Origin of the sequence: Tranquillimonas alkanivorans, from assembly GCF_900115595.1 — a bacterium.
GTDB lineage: Bacteria > Pseudomonadota > Alphaproteobacteria > Rhodobacterales > Rhodobacteraceae > Tranquillimonas > Tranquillimonas alkanivorans.
In genome coordinates this window covers 1-17,193 of record NZ_FOXA01000030.1, presented here as the reverse complement: position 1 = coordinate 17,193, position 17,193 = coordinate 1, and the positions used below count along the sequence as shown (strand labels likewise).

Annotated in this window: 16 protein-coding genes; 13 read left to right on the top strand and 3 right to left on the bottom strand. The window is 66.9% G+C overall.

Annotated features, from left to right (window positions below; genetic code table 11):
- Positions 1–4: 4 nt before the first annotated feature.
- From BM162_RS19225 to BM162_RS19215, 3 genes are read left to right on the top strand one after another with little or no spacing between them, the layout of a single operon-like run.
- On the top strand, positions 5–1,996 hold the full coding sequence (locus tag BM162_RS19225) for an acetyl/propionyl/methylcrotonyl-CoA carboxylase subunit alpha (RefSeq protein WP_093425196.1): 1,992 nt from the start codon (positions 5–7) through the stop codon (positions 1,994–1,996).
- Entirely contained in the window at positions 1,989–2,846 is an 858-nt protein-coding gene (locus BM162_RS19220; protein WP_093425194.1) for a hydroxymethylglutaryl-CoA lyase, read from the top strand. The genes BM162_RS19225 and BM162_RS19220 overlap by 8 nt, the downstream gene beginning before the upstream one ends.
- Positions 2,843–3,634: a crotonase/enoyl-CoA hydratase family protein gene (locus BM162_RS19215; protein WP_093425193.1), complete on the top strand. Its 792-nt coding sequence runs from the start codon at positions 2,843–2,845 to the stop codon at positions 3,632–3,634. The genes BM162_RS19220 and BM162_RS19215 overlap by 4 nt, the downstream gene beginning before the upstream one ends.
- 295 nt (positions 3,635–3,929) lie before the next feature.
- Here the strand turns inward: BM162_RS19215 and BM162_RS19210 are convergent, their stop codons facing one another.
- The gene (locus tag BM162_RS19210; RefSeq protein ID WP_093425191.1) at positions 3,930–5,165 is read right to left on the bottom strand and encodes a lytic murein transglycosylase; all 1,236 of its coding nucleotides are present in this window, start codon (positions 5,163–5,165) and stop codon (positions 3,930–3,932) included.
- A gap of 285 nt (positions 5,166–5,450) precedes the next feature.
- Between BM162_RS19210 and dctP (BM162_RS19205) the strand changes: the two genes are divergently transcribed.
- From dctP (BM162_RS19205) to BM162_RS19195, 3 genes are all read left to right on the top strand, one after another.
- The gene (dctP, locus tag BM162_RS19205; RefSeq protein ID WP_093425190.1) at positions 5,451–6,548 is read left to right on the top strand and encodes a TRAP transporter substrate-binding protein DctP; all 1,098 of its coding nucleotides are present in this window, start codon (positions 5,451–5,453) and stop codon (positions 6,546–6,548) included.
- 83 nt (positions 6,549–6,631) lie between these two features.
- Positions 6,632–7,936, top strand: coding sequence for a TRAP transporter small permease subunit (locus BM162_RS19200; RefSeq protein ID WP_093425188.1), 1,305 nt, complete (start codon positions 6,632–6,634; stop codon positions 7,934–7,936).
- A gap of 4 nt (positions 7,937–7,940) precedes the next feature.
- Positions 7,941–9,296: a TRAP transporter large permease gene (locus BM162_RS19195; protein ID WP_093425187.1), complete on the top strand. Its 1,356-nt coding sequence runs from the start codon at positions 7,941–7,943 to the stop codon at positions 9,294–9,296.
- A gap of 173 nt (positions 9,297–9,469) precedes the next feature.
- On the opposite strand, the gene BM162_RS19190 is transcribed toward BM162_RS19195, so the two are convergent.
- Complete coding sequence (locus BM162_RS19190; RefSeq protein ID WP_245759342.1) at positions 9,470–10,177, bottom strand: GntR family transcriptional regulator; 708 nt, start codon at positions 10,175–10,177, stop codon at positions 9,470–9,472.
- Between the two features lie 180 nt (positions 10,178–10,357).
- Between BM162_RS19190 and dctP (BM162_RS19185) the strand changes: the two genes are divergently transcribed.
- The 7 genes from dctP (BM162_RS19185) to BM162_RS19155 all read left to right on the top strand — a co-directional run bounded on the left by dctP (BM162_RS19185) (position 10,358) and on the right by BM162_RS19155 (position 16,579).
- Positions 10,358–11,365, top strand: coding sequence for a TRAP transporter substrate-binding protein DctP (gene dctP / locus BM162_RS19185; protein WP_093425185.1), 1,008 nt, complete (start codon positions 10,358–10,360; stop codon positions 11,363–11,365).
- 27 nt (positions 11,366–11,392) lie between these two features.
- The gene (locus BM162_RS19180; protein ID WP_093425184.1) at positions 11,393–11,941 is read left to right on the top strand and encodes a TRAP transporter small permease; all 549 of its coding nucleotides are present in this window, start codon (positions 11,393–11,395) and stop codon (positions 11,939–11,941) included.
- A gap of 11 nt (positions 11,942–11,952) precedes the next feature.
- Complete coding sequence (locus BM162_RS19175; protein ID WP_093425182.1) at positions 11,953–13,248, top strand: TRAP transporter large permease; 1,296 nt, start codon at positions 11,953–11,955, stop codon at positions 13,246–13,248.
- Positions 13,249–13,280: 32 nt separating this feature from the next.
- The gene (locus tag BM162_RS19170) at positions 13,281–14,213 is read left to right on the top strand and encodes a dihydrodipicolinate synthase family protein (protein ID WP_093425181.1); all 933 of its coding nucleotides are present in this window, start codon (positions 13,281–13,283) and stop codon (positions 14,211–14,213) included.
- Positions 14,214–14,400: 187 nt separating this feature from the next.
- Entirely contained in the window at positions 14,401–15,165 is a 765-nt protein-coding gene (locus BM162_RS19165) for an amino acid ABC transporter substrate-binding protein (RefSeq protein ID WP_093425179.1), read from the top strand.
- An 8-nt stretch (positions 15,166–15,173) separates the two neighbouring features.
- Complete coding sequence (locus BM162_RS19160; RefSeq protein ID WP_093425177.1) at positions 15,174–15,848, top strand: amino acid ABC transporter permease; 675 nt, start codon at positions 15,174–15,176, stop codon at positions 15,846–15,848.
- Positions 15,845–16,579 (top strand): amino acid ABC transporter ATP-binding protein, encoded by a 735-nt coding sequence (locus BM162_RS19155; RefSeq protein WP_093425176.1) that lies wholly within the window; start codon positions 15,845–15,847, stop codon positions 16,577–16,579. Before BM162_RS19160 ends, BM162_RS19155 begins: the two co-directional genes overlap by 4 nt.
- Positions 16,580–16,727: 148 nt before the next feature.
- On the opposite strand, the gene BM162_RS19150 is transcribed toward BM162_RS19155, so the two are convergent.
- Positions 16,728–17,159, bottom strand: coding sequence for a pseudoazurin (locus tag BM162_RS19150; protein WP_093425174.1), 432 nt, complete (start codon positions 17,157–17,159; stop codon positions 16,728–16,730).
- Between the last annotated feature and the right edge of the window lie 34 nt (positions 17,160–17,193).

Genomic DNA, 17,193 nt, shown 5'->3' with positions numbered 1-17,193 from the left:
GGCGATGTTCGACAAACTCCTGATCGCCAACCGGGGCGAGATCGCCGCCCGCGTCATCGCCACCGCCCGCCGCATGGGTCTGCGCACCGTCGCCGTCTATTCCGAAGCCGACCGCGACGCGCTGCATGTCGCGATGGCGGACGAGGCCGTTCTGATCGGCCCCGCCGCCGCCTCGGAAAGCTACTTGCGGGCCGAGGCGATCCTCGACGCCGCCCGCCGCACCGGGGCCGGGGCCATCCACCCGGGCTACGGCTTCCTGTCCGAGAACCCGGATTTCGTGGAGGCGGTCCAGGGCGCGGGCTTGGTCTTCGTCGGCCCCCCGGCGTCGGCCATCCGCGCCATGGGCCTGAAGGACGCGGCCAAGGTCGCGATGGTAGAGGCGGGCGTGCCGGTGGTGCCCGGCTACCACGGACGGGCGCAGGATCTCACCACGCTCGCGGACGAGGCCGCGCGCATCGGTTACCCGGTGCTGATCAAGGCGCGCGCCGGCGGCGGCGGCAAGGGCATGCGGTTGGTGGAGCGTCCCGAGGATTTCGCGCAGGCGCTCGAGGGCGCGCAGCGAGAGGGGCAGGCGAGCTTCGGCGATCCGGCGGTGCTGATCGAGAAGTACGTGACCGCCCCCCGCCACGTCGAGATGCAGGTCTTCGCCGACGGCCACGGCAATGTCGTGCACATGTTCGAGCGCGACTGCTCGCTCCAGCGCCGCCACCAGAAGGTGATCGAGGAGGCCCCGGCCCCCGGCATGACCGACGAGGTGCGCGAGGCAATGGGCCGCGCCGCCGTCGAGGCCGCCCGCGCCATCGGCTATTGTGGGGCGGGCACGGTGGAGTTCATCGCCGACGGCAGCCGCGGCCTGCGCCCCGACGGGTTCTGGTTCATGGAGATGAACACCCGCCTGCAGGTCGAACACCCGGTGTCGGAGGCGATCACCGGCCTCGACTTCGTGGAACTGCAACTGCGCATCGCCGCCGGCGAGCCGCTGCCGGTCACGCAGGAGGAGCTGCACGTCGACGGCCACGCCTTCGAGGCCCGGCTCTATGCCGAGGATGTACCCAAGGGATTCCTGCCCGCCACCGGCTGCCTCGACCACCTGTCGTTCCCGGCGGGCGCGTCCTTCGCCCCCGGCCCGGTCCGCATCGACAGCGGCGTGCGGACGGGGGACGAGATCAGCCCTTGGTACGACCCGATGATCGCCAAGATCGTCGTCCACGGTCCCGACCGGCCCACGGCGCTCTCGCGCCTCTCCCGCGCACTGGAAAACACGCGGGTGTCGGGCACCGCCACCAACCTCACCTTCCTCGCCCGGCTGGCCCGGCACGACGGTTTCGCGCGCGGCGATGTCGACACCGGCCTGATCGGGCGCGACCTGGAGCCGCTGTCGCGGCCGCCCGAGCCGCCAGAGGATGCCGAGATCGTCGCCGCACTGGCGCTGGCGGGACTGCTGGAGGCCCCGGCGTCGAGCGACCCGTGGGCGCGGCTGCGGGGCTTCCGCCTTTGGGGGGCGCATCGTTTCCACGCCCGCCTGTTCGCGGGGGACGACCTGATCGACCTCGACCTGGAGATCGACGGCCCGACCGTGCGCACCCCGGACGGCCGCACCCTTTCCATCCGGCCCGAGGGGGACGCGGCCGTCGTCGAAAGCGGCGGGCACAGCCGCCGCCTGGACGTCCTGCGCACCGGCGATCACCTGACGGTGCACGAAGGCACCCGCAGCGCCACCTTCCGCCGTCACGACCCGCTCGACCAGCAGGACGCGGCGGCGTTTGGCGGCGGCGTCGTAGTCGCGCCGATGCCGGGCTTCGTCTCGCGCCTGTCCGCCGAACCGGGGCGGACCGTGACTGCGGGCGACGCGCTGGTGGTGCTGGAGGCGATGAAGATGGAACACACGCTGACCGCGCCCCGCGATGGCGTGATCGCCGAGGTTGCGGTGCAGGTGGGCCAGCAGGTGGGCGACGGCGACATCCTCGTCACGCTCGAGGAGGTGGGGGATGCGTGATCCGGTCACTATCTTCGAGGTCGGCCCCCGCGACGGTCTGCAAAACGAGCAACGCCTGATCCCGGCGGCCCGGAAGGTCCGGCTGGTGGACCTGTTAAGCCGGACTGGGCTGCGCAAGATCGAGGTGACGAGCTTCGTCAGCCCGAACTGGGTCCCGCAGATGGCCGACGCCGCCGCAGTCATGGCCGGCATCGACCGCCGCGCCGGCGTAACCTACGCCGCGCTGACGCCGAACCTGCGGGGGCTCAACGCCGCGGTGCAGGCCGGTGCGGACGAAGTCGCCGTCTTCGCCTCGGCCTCGGAGGGCTTCAGTCGGAAAAACATTAACTGTTCCGTGGCCGAGAGTCTCGCGCGGTTCGAAGAGGTGATGGCGGCCGCGCGCGAGGCCGGACTGCCGGTGCGCGGCTATGTCTCCTGCGTCACCGACTGCCCCTATGACGGCCGCGTCGCGCCGGCGGCCGTGCTGGACGTGGCGGCGGCGCTCCTTGAGATGGGCTGCTACGAAGTGAGCCTCGGCGACACCATCGGCGCGGCCACGCCCGAGACCACCGGCGCTCTGCTGGGCCACCTCAGCGCCCGGATCGGCCCGGAACGCCTTGCCGGCCACTTCCATGACACCCAAGGCAGGGCGCTCGACAACATCCGCGTAGGGCTCGACCACGGGCTGCGCACTTTCGACGCCTCCGTTGCCGGTCTTGGCGGCTGTCCCTACGCCCCCGGCGCGCGCGGCAACGTGGCGACCGAGGCCGTCTGCGAGCTGATGGAAACACTCGGCCACGACACCGGCATCGACCGAGCGCGCCTCTCCGAGGCCGCCGCCTTCGCCCGCACGCTCAGGAGCGACGCATGAGACACGAGACGCTGGAGGTAACCCGCGACGCCCGCGACGTGGTCTCCGTGACGCTGAACCGCCCCGAGAAGCGCAACGCCCTTTCGGCCCGGATGATCGCGGAGCTCACCGACGTTGCCGCCGCCCTGAACGCCCGGCCCGACACTCGTGCCGTCGTGCTGCGCGGGGCGGGCAAGGTCTTCTGCGCCGGCGGCGACCTGTCCTGGATGATGGCGCAGATCGAAGCCGACCGCGACACCCGCATGGCCGAGGCGCGGAAACTCGCGATGATGCTGCACGCGCTGAACACGCTGCGTGCGCCGCTGATCGGACTCGTGCACGGGGTGGCGATGGGCGGCGGCGTGGGCATGGCCGCGGTCTGCGACAGCGTCGTGGCGATCGAGGGCACGCGCTTCGCCTTCACCGAAACCCGGCTGGGCCTGATCCCGGCGACCATCAGCCCCTACGTGCTGGCGCGGATGGGCGAGGGCGCGGCGCGGCGCGTTTTCATGTCCTCCCGCGTCTTCGGGGCCAACGAGGCGGCGCAACTCGGCCTCGTCTCCCGCAGCGTGCCGCCGGAGGAGGCAGAGGCCGCCCTGGCCAAAGAGGTCGCCCCCTACCTCGACGTCGCCCCCGGCGCCGTCGGTCGCGCCAAGGCGCTGGCGCGGGCACTGGGGCCGCGGATCGACGAGGAGACCATCGACCTCTCGATCCGGGCGCTCGCCGACGCCTGGGAGACCGACGAGGCCCGGGATGGCGTCGCCGCGTTCCTGGACAAGAGCACGCCGCCGTGGAGCAGGGACGGCTGACGTTCTAGCGCTCAGACGGGCTCGCCGGAACGCGCTGAACCAGCGGGTTTGGCTGACGAAGGTGGCCAAGCCTCTCAGCGCCTTGCGATCCTCGATCAGTGCAACGCGCTCCACGTCATCGGTCCTCGTGCGCGCCAACTGCAGCGTCCGATGCCCCCTGCACCGCTACGCCGCCATCAGTGCCCCCGTGGCGCGCTTGCGGATTCCTGTACCTTTATCGAGGCCGCCCTTTGGGCCGGGCATCGGCGTAGCCTTGTGCTCCTTGATCAGGAAAAGCGAAACCATCGCTGCCGGGTCAGCCTGCCAGCCGCGCCTTCATCCCTGCCTCCGGGAAGCACGTCGCGGGGCGGCCGTTGCCCTCCTGCCAGCGCCCGATCGAGCGGCGCGTCTTGAAGCCCGCCAGTCCGTCGGCTCCGCCCACGTCGTGGCCGCGCGCCTCAAGGCCGCGCTGCATCGCCGCCACGTCGGACCGGTAGAGCCCGCCGACCGCGCCCCAGCCGCCGGCGAAGTCGTCCATGCCATAGGCGATGCGATCACCGACGTGGCCGACGAACAGCGCATAGAGGTCGCTCATGTTGTAGTCCTTCAGGACATAGAAATTCGGTGTGACGACGAAGGCCGGTCCGTGACGGCCGGCCGGCATCAGCAGATAGCCCTCGCCCGCCAGTTCGTGCGCGGGAAAAGAACGGCCCGAGACACGGCGGATTCCCATCGCGGCCCAGTCCGCAATGGGCCGCCCCTGGTCGGGCCCCTCCAGCGTGCACGAGACCGAAGGCGGCACTGTCACCTCGAAGCCCCAGTCCCGCCCGGCGACCCAGCCGTGCCGGGCCAGGTAGGTCGCGATGGAGGCGATGGTGTCGGCTTCGGACCTCCAGATGTCCGCACGGCCATCGCCGTCGCCATCGGCGGCGTAGGCTAGGAAGCTCGACGGCATGAACTGCGGCTGGCCGAGCGCGCCGGCCCAGCTGCTTTTCATCGCGCGCTTGGGGGCGTGTCCGGCCTCGGCGATCTGCAGCGCGGCGACGAGTTCACCGGTGAAGTAGTCCCGCCGCGCGCTCATGAAGCCCTTGGTCCCCAGCACCTCGAACGCGTCGTGCGGGATGTCGACGCGACCATAGCCGCTTTCACGGCCCCAGATCCCCAGCACGATGTGCCCCGGAACGCCTGTCGCCCTCTCTACCGCCTCCAGCGTCGCGGCGTGGCGCTTCGCCATCTGCCGGCCCACGCGCGTCGCCCCGTCGATGGAGCCGCGGTTGAAGTACTTCCCAGGCGAGCCGAACTCAGCCTGCCGCTGGAGGCGCGGCACGTCCGTCGGTGCTCCCGGCGGGACGAGGCCGGGCAGGTCCCAGTTCAGCGCCACGCCCGCGAACGCCTTCTCGAAGGTCTGACGCGAGACCCCCTCTCGCCGCGCCTCCGACCAGACCCTTCGTTCAAGCCAATCCCGGAATTGCCGCTCGACGGCCCCCCGATCCTGGGCGGTCACGGGCGCGGCCAGGCAGATCGCGAGGAGGATTACGAAGGTGCGCTGCATGGGCGGAGCTCCTGTCGGAGGTTTGGGTGATTGCCGATCTTCACAGAACTTTTCGGCTCCGGCCACCGGGTTGTGGCGGTCACAGTATGGGCCGCCGCAGCAGTGGGCGATGACCACGCGATGAACCGAAGTCGCTGCCGTCCGGTGACCGCCTTCGAGGAGAACGTGATGGCAAACTGGCAAGAAGACTTTACCGGTTCGCCTGAATCATCTTACGACTTGTATGGGGAGGGAAGGCGCAACAAAGATGCGCTGCAATCCCTCTCGGTAAGGGAGGATTATGCAATGAACCACAAAACCACCCGCCGCTCTGCGTTGCGGACACTGGCAGGGGCCGGTGCAGCGACGCTCGCCGCTCCGCATATCGCGGGCGCGCAGGCCAACGGGACGACATGGAAAATCCAGACCTCGTGGCCCGGTGGCGCAGGGCTGCAGATTTTCAAGGACTGGGCCAACAGCATCGTCGAGAAGACGGGCGGCGAGCTGGCGTTCCAGCCCTTCGGCGCGAACGACGTCGTTGGCGACTTCCAGCTTTACGACGCGGTGAAGAACGGCGTGCTCGACGCGGTGAACCCCTTCACCATCTATGCGCAGGGCATCATTCCCGCCGCCACGTTCCTGACGTCGTACCCGCTGGGCCTGCGCAACCCGCACGAGTGGGACGTGTTCTACTACGGCCTGGGCGGCATCGACATCGCGCGTGAACTGTACGCGGCGCAGGGGATGCACTTCGTCGGCCCGATCCACCACGGCCCGAACATCATCCACTCAAAGGTGCCGATCCGGTCGATCGACGACTTCCGCGGCCGCAAGATGCGCCTTCCGGGCGGCATGGTCGCCGACGTCTTCTCTGAAATCGGGGCCGAGACGACGGTTCTTCCGGGTTCCGAGATTTTCCCGGCGCTCGAGAAGGGCACCATCGACGTGGCCGACTACGTTGGTCCGGCGGTGAACTACGCGCTCGGCTTCAGCCAGGTGACCGACTACATCGTGATGGGCCCTCCGGGCTTCATGTCGCTGTACCAGCCGGTCGACCTGATGGACCTGACCGTGCGCCAGGATGCGTGGGACGCGCTGTCGCCCCAGATGAAGCAGTTCGTCGAGATGGAGACGCACGTCTACTCCGACATGCACCACGCAGCGATCCAGAAGGCCGACCAGGAGGCCTGGGACAAGTTCGAGGCCGACGGGACGCAGGTCACGCGCCTGAGCCAGGACGACGTCGAACTGATGACCGAAGTGGCCGTGCCGATCTGGTTCCAGTACGCCAACCGCGATCCGAACGCGGCGCGCATATTCCAGATCCAGCTCGACTACATGCAGTCGGGGTCGCTTGGCTACGTCGATCCGCTTCTGACCGAAGGACTGGAACTGGATCTCTGATCCCGTTCCGACCCTCATCCAAGGCCACCCGGCATCACCGGGTGGCCTTTTCCCGGGCGCAATATCCATAACAAGAGGCATCCATGCCTGGTCTCAGCTTCACGCTGCCCCATTGGCTGTACTGGGTGGGGCTCATCGCCTTTCCCCTGATCGCCATGGCGCTGGCCCGCCGGCCGCAAGACGGCCCCCGCCGATACTCCACGGCCCTCGGCTACATGATCCTCGTCACCGGCGGGATCATCGGCCTGCACAGGTTCTATCTGAAAAGCCTGTGGGGCTTCGTTTTCATACCAGTGTTCCTTGTCGTGCTTTACGCCAACGGCCAGCAGCAAGAAGCGCGTTCGGTCCTGTCGGACGTGCAGAACCAGTCGCGGATCGCCGAACGCACGCTTGAAAGCGAGCGGCCACGGCTTGAAGAGGCGGAAGCCGCCCTGCCCGGCCTACGGGAGGAATTCGAGGCCGCCGAAGAGGGCTCTTTCACCCAACGCGCGGCCGAACGGCGCGTGCAGCGGGCCGAGCAGACCGTCGAGCGCGCCGAGCAGCGCATCGCCGAGGCCGAGGAGGTTCTTGGACAAATCGAGCAACCGCTCGTCGAAGCGCGCGAGACCCGCGACTTCTGGTCGAACCTCGGGCTCTGGGCGCTATACCTGATCCTGGCGCTGCTGGCGGTCGACGCCGTGCTTCTGCCCGGGCTCGTCCGCCGCGCGAACCGACACCTCGAGCATGAGCCCGAGCCGGATCACAACCTGAGCTCCGCGGCACCGGGCGAGGACGTGAAGGACGACCGCGATCTTGCCGAGAACTGGATCGACCGGCTGTCGCTCTTCTGCGGCGAGTTCGTCAGCTACTGGGCCGTCATCGCCGTCTTCGTCTACTACTACGAGGTCATCGCGCGGTACGTCTTCAACAGCCCGACCAACTGGGCGCACGAGGCGATGTACCTGATGTTCGGCATGCAGTACCTGATCGCCGGCGCGTACGCGATGCTGACCGAAAGCCACGTGCGGGTCGACATCTTCTATGCGCCCATGCGCCGCAAGAACAAGGCTTGGGTCGATCTGCTGACCTCGATCTTCTTCTTCATCTTCGCCGGCACGCTGCTGGTGACGAGCTGGATCTTCGCCATGGACGCCATCGCCGTGCCGTCGGGCAATGCGCTCGTCTCGGACTGGGCGCGGGGCGAGATCAGCCTGGGTCAGATGATGGCCGACTGGAATCTCGACCAGTGGACGGATCCCAACATTCGGTGGGGCGAGATCAGCTTCAACGAGTGGGAGGTACCGCTCTGGCCGATGAAATGGGTGATGGTGATCGGCGGCCTGCTCCTGGTGCTTCAGGGCATCTCGAAAGTGGGCAAGGACATCCGCGCCATCGCGAGGGGAGAATAAGAGTATGGGTCTCGAAATCGGGATCGAGTGGCTGACACTCATCATGTTCGGGAGCCTTCTCGCGCTCCTGATGGCGGGCCTGCCGCTGGCCTTCGTCACCGGCGGCCTGGCGTGCGTGTTCCTGTTCATCCTGGGCGACGAGAGGGCGCTCAACATCGTGCCGTCGCGGATCTTTCCGCTGATGACGAATTACCAGTTGTCGGCCATTCCGCTGTTCATCTTCATGGCCGCGATGCTCGAAAGGGCGGGCATCATCAACGACATGTTCGACGTCATCTACAAGGTGCTGGGCGGCGTGAAGGGCGGCTTGGCGGCCGCCACCATCATCGCGTCGACCGTCCTGGCCGCGATGGTGGGCGTCATCGGCGCGGCAGTGGTGACCATGGGCATCATCGCCCTGCCCGCGATGCTCGAACGGAAGTACGACCCCAAGATCGCCATGGGTTCGATCATGGCCGGCGGCACGCTGGGCATTCTGATCCCGCCGTCGATCCTGGCCATCATCTACGCCGTCGTGGCCGAGCAGTCGGTGGGCGAGCTGTTTATCGGCGCAGTCATACCGGGCCTGATGCTGTCGGGCTTCTACATCGCCTACGTCGTCATTCGCAGCTACATCAATCCGCAGCTCGGGCCCCCGATCCCGCCGGCGGAGCGGGTCTCGACCGGCGAGAAGATCCGCCTGCTGGGCAATATGGCCGCGCCTATTGCACTGATCGTGATCGTGCTGGGCGTCATCTTCTCGGGCGTGGCCACGCCGGTCGAGGCCGCGGGCATCGGCACCTTCGGCGCCTTCATCGTGGCCGCCATCCATCGCAAGCTCGACTGGGCGACGATCCGCGAGGCCTGCATCACGACGCTGAAGGCCAGCGCGATGGTCATCTGGATCATGTTCGGCGCGACGATCTTCGTCGGGCTTTACGTGCTCGAAGGCGGCCAGCAGTTCGTGCAGGAGGCCCTGGCGGCGACCGGCCTGGGCCCGTGGGGCATCCTGATCATCATGCAGATCCTGCTGGTGGCGCTGGGTATGTTCCTGGACTGGGTAGGCATCCTGCTTCTGTGCGTCCCGATCTTCGTGCCGATCATCAAGGCGCTCGGCGCGGCGTCGTTCGGGCTCGACAGCCCCGACGACCTGGTGCTGTGGTTCGGTGTTCTCTACCTGGTGAACATGCAGATGAGCTTCCTGTCGCCGCCCTTCGGCTACGCGCTGTTCTACCTGCGCGGCGTGGCCCCGCCCGAGATCCCGATGACCGACATCTTCAAGGCGGCCCTGCCCTTCCTGTTCCTGCAGATCGTCGGGCTGGTCACCTGCATGCTGTTCCCGCATGTCATCACCTGGCTACCGCGGCTGGTTTACGGTTAAACTCGCCAGCGTTCGAAAACGTCGAAAGGGGCCTCGCGGCCCCTTTCCTTTCTTTGAACCGAGCCACGGTTCGAGAACGCGGCTGCGCGTGAGCCGAGACCGGCGCAGGGTTCCGGTGCAACGACCGGCAAAGCTCTCCGATCTCGTTGCCGCAGGCAGACCGGTCGTTCGGACTAGCTCAACCCGCCCGCCTCCGACCGCTCGCCGAGCGCCAGGCGAAGGCTCACGTCGAGGTGCCGGCCGAGCGCACGCTCGGCGGCCGCGCGGTTGCGGGTCCTCAGCGGGTACAAGATGGCCAGATGCTCGGCCAGCACGCGGCGCGCATTGTCGGGCGTGACCCTCAACCGGTTCTGGACCGCCATGCGGATCTTGATCGCCGTCACGCGATAGACCCGCGCGACGAGGTCGTTGCGCATTGCGGCCACGAGCACCTCGTGCATGTCCCAGTCGTGCGCCTGGATTTCTCGGACCAGGTCCTGCCGTGCCTCCACGCGGCGCGCGGCATCTTCATGCCACGCGATCCACCCGTCGATCGTCGTCGCGGGCAGCCGGTGGATGACGTCGGGGATGGCAGCAAGCTCGATCATGCGCCGCATCTGGTACGCGTCCCGGACGAAGGCCACGTCGAGGCTGGGCACCTTGAGCCCGCGCTTCGGCAGAGTTTGAAGTAGCCCTTCGCCTTCCAATCGCGGGATCGCCTCGCGGATCGAACCGAGCGTCGCGCCGGTGCGGGCGACCAAGTCGCGCTGAGAGATGATCTGCCCGGGCTGCAGCGCGCCGCTGTTCAGAAGGTCCACGATGCTCTCATACGCCGTCTGCCGGAGCGACGCGGAATGCGTCGCATGCTCCGTCTCGTCCGAGTTGGGCGCGCGCATCCGCATGATTTTCCTCTTTTCCTTTGCCTAACCATCCACTGACATGTTAGCCGCGTGTCAGTGGGCGTACCACGACGAACGCCGGAATCACAGTCATGCTGCAGCGGTCTCGTCGTGCAACAGATCGGGTCCGGACCCTCGGTGACGCACCACGACATGCGAAGACGACGCAAAAGGGAGGACAAGATGAAGACGACCTTTACCCGCCGCACGGCGCTGCTCGGCGCCGCCGGCTTCGCCACCATGCTCGCCGCGATGCCGGCGCTCGCCCAGGACAAGGTGACGCTGCGCCTGTCGACGCCGGCATCCGACACCGACCAGCGCTCCATCGCGCTTGAGGAGGTCTTCGCGCCCGCTGTAGCCGATTTCGCCGACTACGAACCGCACTACAATGCCTCGCTCATCGCGCAGGGCAGCGAACTGGAATCCATCGCGACCGGCGACCTCGAAATGTCGATCACCTCGGCGCAGGAACTCGCGACCTTCTTCCCCGACTGGTCAATCTTCGCCGCCGGTTACGTCCTTCAGGACGCCGACCACCAGGTCGCGGTGTTCAACGACCCGCTGATGGATCCCTTCAAGCAGGAGGTTGAGGACGAGCTGGGCGTCAAGCTGCTCGCGCCCATGTACCTTGGCCGGCGCCACGTGAACCTGCGCCAGACGCGCGACGAGGTCGATGTGCAGACGCCCGAAGATCTGAGCGGCATCAACCTGCGGATGCCCGGCACCGACGCCTGGCAGTTCCTTGGCCGTGCGCTCGGCGCGAACCCCACGCCCATGGCCTTCACGGAGGTCTACACCGCGCTCCACACCGGCGCAGTGGACGGACAGGACAACCCGCTGCCGACGGTGGTGGACGCGAAGTTCTACGAGGTGACGAACCAGATCGCGCTGACTTCGCACCTGGTGGACTGGAACTTCATCGCCATGTCGAAAGAGGTCTTCGACGGCCTCACGCCCGAGCAGCAACAGACCGTGCAGGAGGCCGCCGTCGCCGCCGCCGACTCGGGCCGCCAGGCGCAGCTTGCGAAGGAGGAGGAGCTTCGCAGCTTCCTCGAAGAGCAGGGGCTGGCGATCTACGAGCCCGACCTCGACGCGTTCCGCAGCCACGTGCAGGAGATGTACCTGGACAGCGAGTTCGCGGAGGCCTGGCCCGAGGGCGTGCTCGAACAGATCAACGCGCTCGGCAACTGATCGCGCGACGCTCGGAACGGGGTCTTGATGACACCGATCGTGAAATGGCTCAGACGCGGAGCCGAGGGCGTGGCGGCCATGATGATGGCCGCCATGTTCGCCACGTTCATCCTCCAGATCGTCGTCCGCTACACGGCGCGGCTCGACTGGCTGGCCGAGGCGGTGCCGCTGCTCGATCCCAGCGGCTTCGGCTGGACGCTCGAGTTCTGCCTCGTGCTCTGGGTCTGGATCATCTTCTTCGGCAACGCCTTCGTCGTGCGCGAGCGTGATCACGTGACCTTCGACATCGTCTACACATCGGTTAGTCCGCGCCTGCGCAAGTGGTTCGCGGTGATCGGCGGAGTGCTGCTGTGCGGCGGCCTGCTGTGGTCCGTGGCGCCGACCTGGGACACCTTCAGCATCCTGCGGCTCAAACGGCCGGCCACGCTGTCGGCGCTGCTGGGTGACTGGGTGCGGGTGCGCGACATCTATTCGATCTACTTCGTCTTCCTCGTCGTCGTCGCCCTGCGATACGCTTGGCGCGCGTGGACGGCGATGCGCCACGGCGCGGACGGCCACCACCTGCCGTACGAGTAGCGCCGCACCGAATGACACTCGAATTCACCCTCTGCCTCGCCTCGCTGTTCCTCCTCGCCGCGATCGGGCTGCCGATCGCCTATGCGATCCTGCTGTCGGCGTTCCTGTACCTCGCCGTCGGCGGCCAGAACGTCGGGACCGCGGGGAAGGTTCTGCTCGACGGGCTTTACCAGAGCTTCATCTTGCTGGCCGTCCCGCTTTTCATCGTGGCCGCGAACATCATGAACGCGGGCACCATCAGCGACCGGCTCCTGCGGTTCTGCATAGCGCTGGTCGGGCGCTTCCGAGGCGGGATGGGCCACGTCAACGTCGTGGCCTCGCTCATCTTCTCGGGCATGTCCGGCTCGGCGGTCGCCGACGCGGCGGGCATCGGGAAAATCATCATCGACATGATGACCAAGTCGGGCCACTACACCCGCGGCTACGCCGCCGCGATCACAGCGGCGTCGGCCACCATCGGCCCGATTATCCCGCCATCGATCCCGATGGTGCTTTACGCGCTCGTCTCGAATACCTCCATCGGGTACCTTTTCCTCGGGGGCATCCTGCCCGGCCTCTTCATGGGCGCCGTGCTGATGGCGATGAACTACTGGATCTCGGCCCGCCGGGGATTCGCGCTGGAAGAGCCGGTGCCGTTGCAGGAACTGCCCGGCCTGACGTTCCGCGCCTTCCCGGCGCTCCTGATGCCGGCGATCCTGCTTTACGGCATTTACGGCGGCGTCACCACGCCGACAGAGGCCGCCGCCGTCGCCGCCTTCTACGCACTGATCCTGGCCGCCGTGTTCTATCGTGCGCTGTCGCTTCGCAACTTCTACGGCATCCTCGTCGAAAGCGCGCGCTCGTCCGCCGCCGTGGGGCTGGTCATTGGCGGCGCGCTGATCCTGAACTACATCGTTGCATCCGAGAACATCCCCGACCTCGTCGCGCAGTCGCTCGTCGGGCTCGACGTTCCGCCGCTGGTCTTCCTGCTGGGCGTCAACGTGCTGATCCTGCTGTTGGGCTGCGTGCTCGACGCCTCGACGATCATCCTGGTGATCATCCCGCTCTTCCTGCCCACGTGCCGCGAGTTAGGCATCGACCTGGTGCATTTTGGTGTCGTCGCGGTGGTCAACTGCATGATCGGCCTGATCACGCCGCCCTATGGCGTTCTGCTTTTCGTGATCAACGCGGTGACGCGCATCCCGCTGGTCGAGATCATCCGCGAGGTCTGGGCATTCCTCGGCGTGCTTATCCTCGCGCTTCTCGTCCTGGTCCTTTTCCCGGGCATCACCCTCTGGCTGCCGCGCGTGTTCGGATACGAAGCCTGATCCCGCGCCGCCCCCAACCGCAGGAGCCTGCCATGTCGTCCTCCATCAACGGCATCATCCCCGTGATGATCACGCCCTTCACCCCCGAAGACCGCATTGACTGGGCGGGCTACGAAGCGCTGATCGAGTGGTACATCGCCAACGGGTCCGAGGCACTCTTCGCCGTCTGCCAATCCTCCGAGATGCAGTACCTATCGCTGGAAGAGCGCGTGGCCCTCGCACGCTTCACGGCCGAGAAGGTCGCGGGGCGCGTTCCGGTCGTCGCCTCCGGCCACATCTCCGACAGTTTCGATGCACAGAAGGAGGAACTGCTGGCCGTCGCCGACACCGGAGTGGACGGCGTGGTTCTGGTGACCAACCGCCTCGCCGCGCCCGACGCCGGAAGCGACGCCTTGCGTTCGCACCTCGACGCCCTGCTGGCCGCCCTGCCCCACGACATGCCGCTGGGTCTGTACGAATGTCCCGCCCCCTACCGCCGACTGCTGACGGACGAGGTATTCTCGTACTGCGCCGAAAGCGGGCGCTTTACCCTGCTCAAGGACGTGTCTTGCGACGTCGAGACGGTGAAGCGGCGGGCGAAGCTGGCGGAGGGTACGCCGCTTGAGATCAGCAACGCCAACTCCGCCATATCTTGGCCGCTTATGAAGTCCGGCCAGCGCGGCTTCTGCGGCGTCATGCTGAACATCCACCCCGACCTCTACCGCTGGATGCAGGATCACGGAAGAGATCATGTGGACCTCGCCGAGGAGCTCGCCGTCTTCCTCACGCTGTCGGCGGTCTCCGAGGGGCTCGGATACCCGAAGCTTGCCAAGATCGTGCATCAGCGTCTGGGGACGTTCGCGCATGCCGGCAGCCGCGCCGTCCCCTATGACGTGCGCGAGCGTCACTGGGCGCTCGACGCGATCATCTACCGACTGCTGCAAGGGAGTGAAGACTTCCGCGGCAAAGTCGCGGCCGCCGCTTAAGCCCGTCTCCACGTCCTGCGCCCGGACATTCACCGGGAACAATCGTCCACCTCGGGCGTGGCGGAAAGGAAGGCGGCGTCCGTGCAAGGCGGCAGGGCGGGATACGCTGCCTTATCTTCTCGCGCCGCGTTGAAGCCGGCGCTGGAAATCGACAGGTATGTCGCCGGACCTGAAAAGGAGTTGTACGATGCTGAAGACTTTCGCAGCTGCCGCCGCGCTGAGCGCCGGCCTAACCGGCGCCGCCTTCGGACAGGAGGCGGAGACCCTGCGCGTCGGAATGTCCGGCGGCTATTTCCCGTTCACCTTCGTGCAGCAGGACGAGCTTCAGGGCTTCGAGGTCGACCTGATGAACGCCATCGGCGAAGAAGCCGGGCTGAACATCGAGTACGAGACGATGTCGTTCTCGGGCCTCGTCGGCGCCCTCGAGTCCGAACGGATCGACACGATCGCCAACCAGATCACCATCACGCCCGAGCGCGAGGCGAAGTTCGCCTTCACCGATCCCTATGTCATTGACGGTGCGCAGGTGGTGACCAAGGAAGGCAACGACCAGATCGAGGGCGTGGAGGACCTGCGCGGCAAGACGGTTGCGGTGAACCTCGGCTCGAACTTCGAGCAACTTCTGCGCGACCTGCCCTACGCGGACGAGATCGACATCCGCACCTACGAGTCCAACATCGAGCAGGACACCGCGCTCGGCCGCGTGGACGCGTTCGTGATGGACCGCGTGTCGTCGGCCCAGGTGATCCAGGAAAGTCCGCTGCCGCTGGAACTCGCAGGCCAGCCGTTCTCCGAGATCCGCAACGCCTATCCCTTCCGCGACACCGAGGAAGGCCGCGCCCTGCGCGACCGGGTCGACGCGGCGCTGGATACACTGGAAGAGAATGGCACCCTGACCGAAATCTCGCAGAAGTGGTTCGACAACGACATCACCTCTGCCGCGGCAGAGTGATCTGACCGATGCGGGCGCTCGATCTGGACTACATGCTGGGTCTCGTGCCCGTCATCCTGGGCTACGTGCCCCTGACGCTGTTCATGGCGGTGGCGGGGATGGCGTTCGCGCTCGTCCTCGCTTCGCTTCTCGCAGTCGAGCGGGTGATCCGCGTGCCGGTGCTCGACTGGTTCGTGGTGCTGTTCATCAGCTTCTTCCGTGGCACCCCGCTTCTGGTGCAACTGTTCCTGTTCTACTACGGGCTGCCGCAAGTGCTGTCGTTCCTGACCAACATCAACGGGGTGACAGCGGCGATCATGGGCCTGACCCTGCACTTCTCGGCCTATATGGCCGAGAGCATCCGCGCCGCCATCGCCGGCGTCGACCGCAGCCAGTGGGAGGCGGCGCAATCCATCGGAATGACGCAGGGCCAGATGATGCGCCGCATCGTCCTGCCACAGGCCGCCCGGATCGCCGCGCCGACGCTGGTCAACTACTTCATCGACATGATCAAGGGCACGTCGCTGGCCTTCACCCTCGGCGTGACGGAGATGATGGGCGCCGCGCAGAAAGAGGCGGCGGGCAGCTTCCTCTACTTCGAGGCGTTCCTCGTCGTAGCCCTGATCTACTGGCTTCTGGTCGAGACGCTGAGCCAGGGACAGAAGCGGCTGGAAAGCCGCCTGAACAGGGCGTTCGCACGATGATCTCGATCAAGGGCCTGACCAAGCGCTTCGGCGGCACGACGGTGCTGGATGACATCGACCTCGACATCGCCGAGGGCGAAAGGGTCGTGGTGATCGGCCCCTCGGGCACGGGCAAGTCGACGCTCCTGCGCTGCCTCAACTTCCTCGACCGGCCGGACGAGGGAACGATTACCATCGGCGACCTGAGCGTCGATGCGGCTCGGGCGTCGAAGGCCGACATCCTCGCGCTCCGCCGCCGGACCGCGTTCGTGTTCCAGAACTACGCGCTGTTTGCCAACCGAACTGCGCAAGAGAACATCATGGAGGCGCTCGTCACCGTCCAGAAGCGCCCCAAAGCCGAGGCGGCCGAGCGCGCCCGCGAGATCCTGCGAGAGACCGGGCTTTCGGACAAGGGCGACAGCTATCCGGCGGCGCTGTCGGGCGGGCAACAGCAGCGTGTGGGTATCGGGCGGGCCATGGCCATCGGCGCCGACGTGATGCTGTTCGACGAGCCGACCTCGGCGCTCGATCCCGAATGGGTGGGCGAGGTGCTCGACCTGATGCGGCGCGTTGCCCGGAAGCGGCAGACGATGCTGATCGTCACGCACGAGATGCAGTTTGCCCGCGAGATCGCAGACCGCATGGTGTTCATGCACGGCGGGCGGATCGTGGAAGCCGGCGAGCCGGAGCAGATCTTCGGAGCGCCCAAGGACGAGCGACTGCAACGCTTCCTTCAGCGCGTCGGGAGATAAACGAGCGCCTGCGAAGGTTGCGCGCCCTCTGCGGCAGCGACAATTCGCTTTGCCGAGGTCGCAGTAGCTCGTCGCGAGCGGCCTTCAGAAACTGGTCGGGCGGCTCCCGGCTTACCGGACGCCGCCCACTCCGCGATGTCCGACGATCTTACTGAGCGGCCTGCTCGAACAGCCCGTCGAAGATCTTGCCGGCCTTACCGCGGTGGTCGACCGCCTTGGCCACCTCGACGTTCGCGGCCTCGCCCACATCGATCAGCGCGACCATCCCCATCGCGTAATGCGGGGTGCACTTGACGCCATAGACGCCTTCCTCGTTCACGGTCAGGCGGAACTCGTCGCCGAGCTTGCTCTTGAACGGCTCCACGCCCTCGGGAAGCATGCCGTCGATGCTTTCGGCGTTGTGCCCCTTGTCGGTGGGCAGGAAGACGATCTCGTCGCCCGGCTGCGCCGCGACATAGGCGGGCTCGAACACCATCATGCCCGCCTCGCCCCGGTTGAGCATCTTGACCTCGTGCACCTCGGCCTGCGCGGCTCCGGCCATGAGGGCGGCGGCGACGGCGGCGGTAAGGATGCTGCGCATGTCTGTTTCCTTTCTTGGTCTCTCATGCGTTCCG

Excerpts from the sequence above, each read along its gene's own strand:
- BM162_RS19180 (WP_093425184.1), top strand. The coding sequence starts at position 11,393 with ATGACACCGATCGTGAAATGGCTCAGACGCGGAGCCGAGGGCGTGGCG.
- BM162_RS19150 (WP_093425174.1), bottom strand. The coding sequence starts at position 17,159 with ATGCGCAGCATCCTTACCGCCGCCGTCGCCGCCGCCCTCATGGCCGGA.
- BM162_RS19210 (WP_093425191.1), bottom strand. The coding sequence starts at position 5,165 with ATGCAGCGCACCTTCGTAATCCTCCTCGCGATCTGCCTGGCCGCGCCC.
- BM162_RS19225 (WP_093425196.1), top strand. The coding sequence starts at position 5 with ATGTTCGACAAACTCCTGATCGCCAACCGGGGCGAGATCGCCGCCCGC.
- dctP (WP_093425190.1), top strand. The coding sequence starts at position 5,451 with ATGAACCACAAAACCACCCGCCGCTCTGCGTTGCGGACACTGGCAGGG.
- dctP (WP_093425185.1), top strand. The coding sequence starts at position 10,358 with ATGAAGACGACCTTTACCCGCCGCACGGCGCTGCTCGGCGCCGCCGGC.
- BM162_RS19155 (WP_093425176.1), top strand. The coding sequence starts at position 15,845 with ATGATCTCGATCAAGGGCCTGACCAAGCGCTTCGGCGGCACGACGGTG.
- BM162_RS19195 (WP_093425187.1), top strand. The coding sequence starts at position 7,941 with ATGGGTCTCGAAATCGGGATCGAGTGGCTGACACTCATCATGTTCGGG.
- BM162_RS19220 (WP_093425194.1), top strand. The coding sequence starts at position 1,989 with ATGCGTGATCCGGTCACTATCTTCGAGGTCGGCCCCCGCGACGGTCTG.
- BM162_RS19160 (WP_093425177.1), top strand. The coding sequence starts at position 15,174 with ATGCGGGCGCTCGATCTGGACTACATGCTGGGTCTCGTGCCCGTCATC.
- BM162_RS19215 (WP_093425193.1), top strand. The coding sequence starts at position 2,843 with ATGAGACACGAGACGCTGGAGGTAACCCGCGACGCCCGCGACGTGGTC.
- BM162_RS19175 (WP_093425182.1), top strand. The coding sequence starts at position 11,953 with ATGACACTCGAATTCACCCTCTGCCTCGCCTCGCTGTTCCTCCTCGCC.
- BM162_RS19165 (WP_093425179.1), top strand. The coding sequence starts at position 14,401 with ATGCTGAAGACTTTCGCAGCTGCCGCCGCGCTGAGCGCCGGCCTAACC.
- BM162_RS19190 (WP_245759342.1), bottom strand. The coding sequence starts at position 10,177 with ATGCGGATGCGCGCGCCCAACTCGGACGAGACGGAGCATGCGACGCAT.
- BM162_RS19200 (WP_093425188.1), top strand. The coding sequence starts at position 6,632 with ATGCCTGGTCTCAGCTTCACGCTGCCCCATTGGCTGTACTGGGTGGGG.
- BM162_RS19170 (WP_093425181.1), top strand. The coding sequence starts at position 13,281 with ATGTCGTCCTCCATCAACGGCATCATCCCCGTGATGATCACGCCCTTC.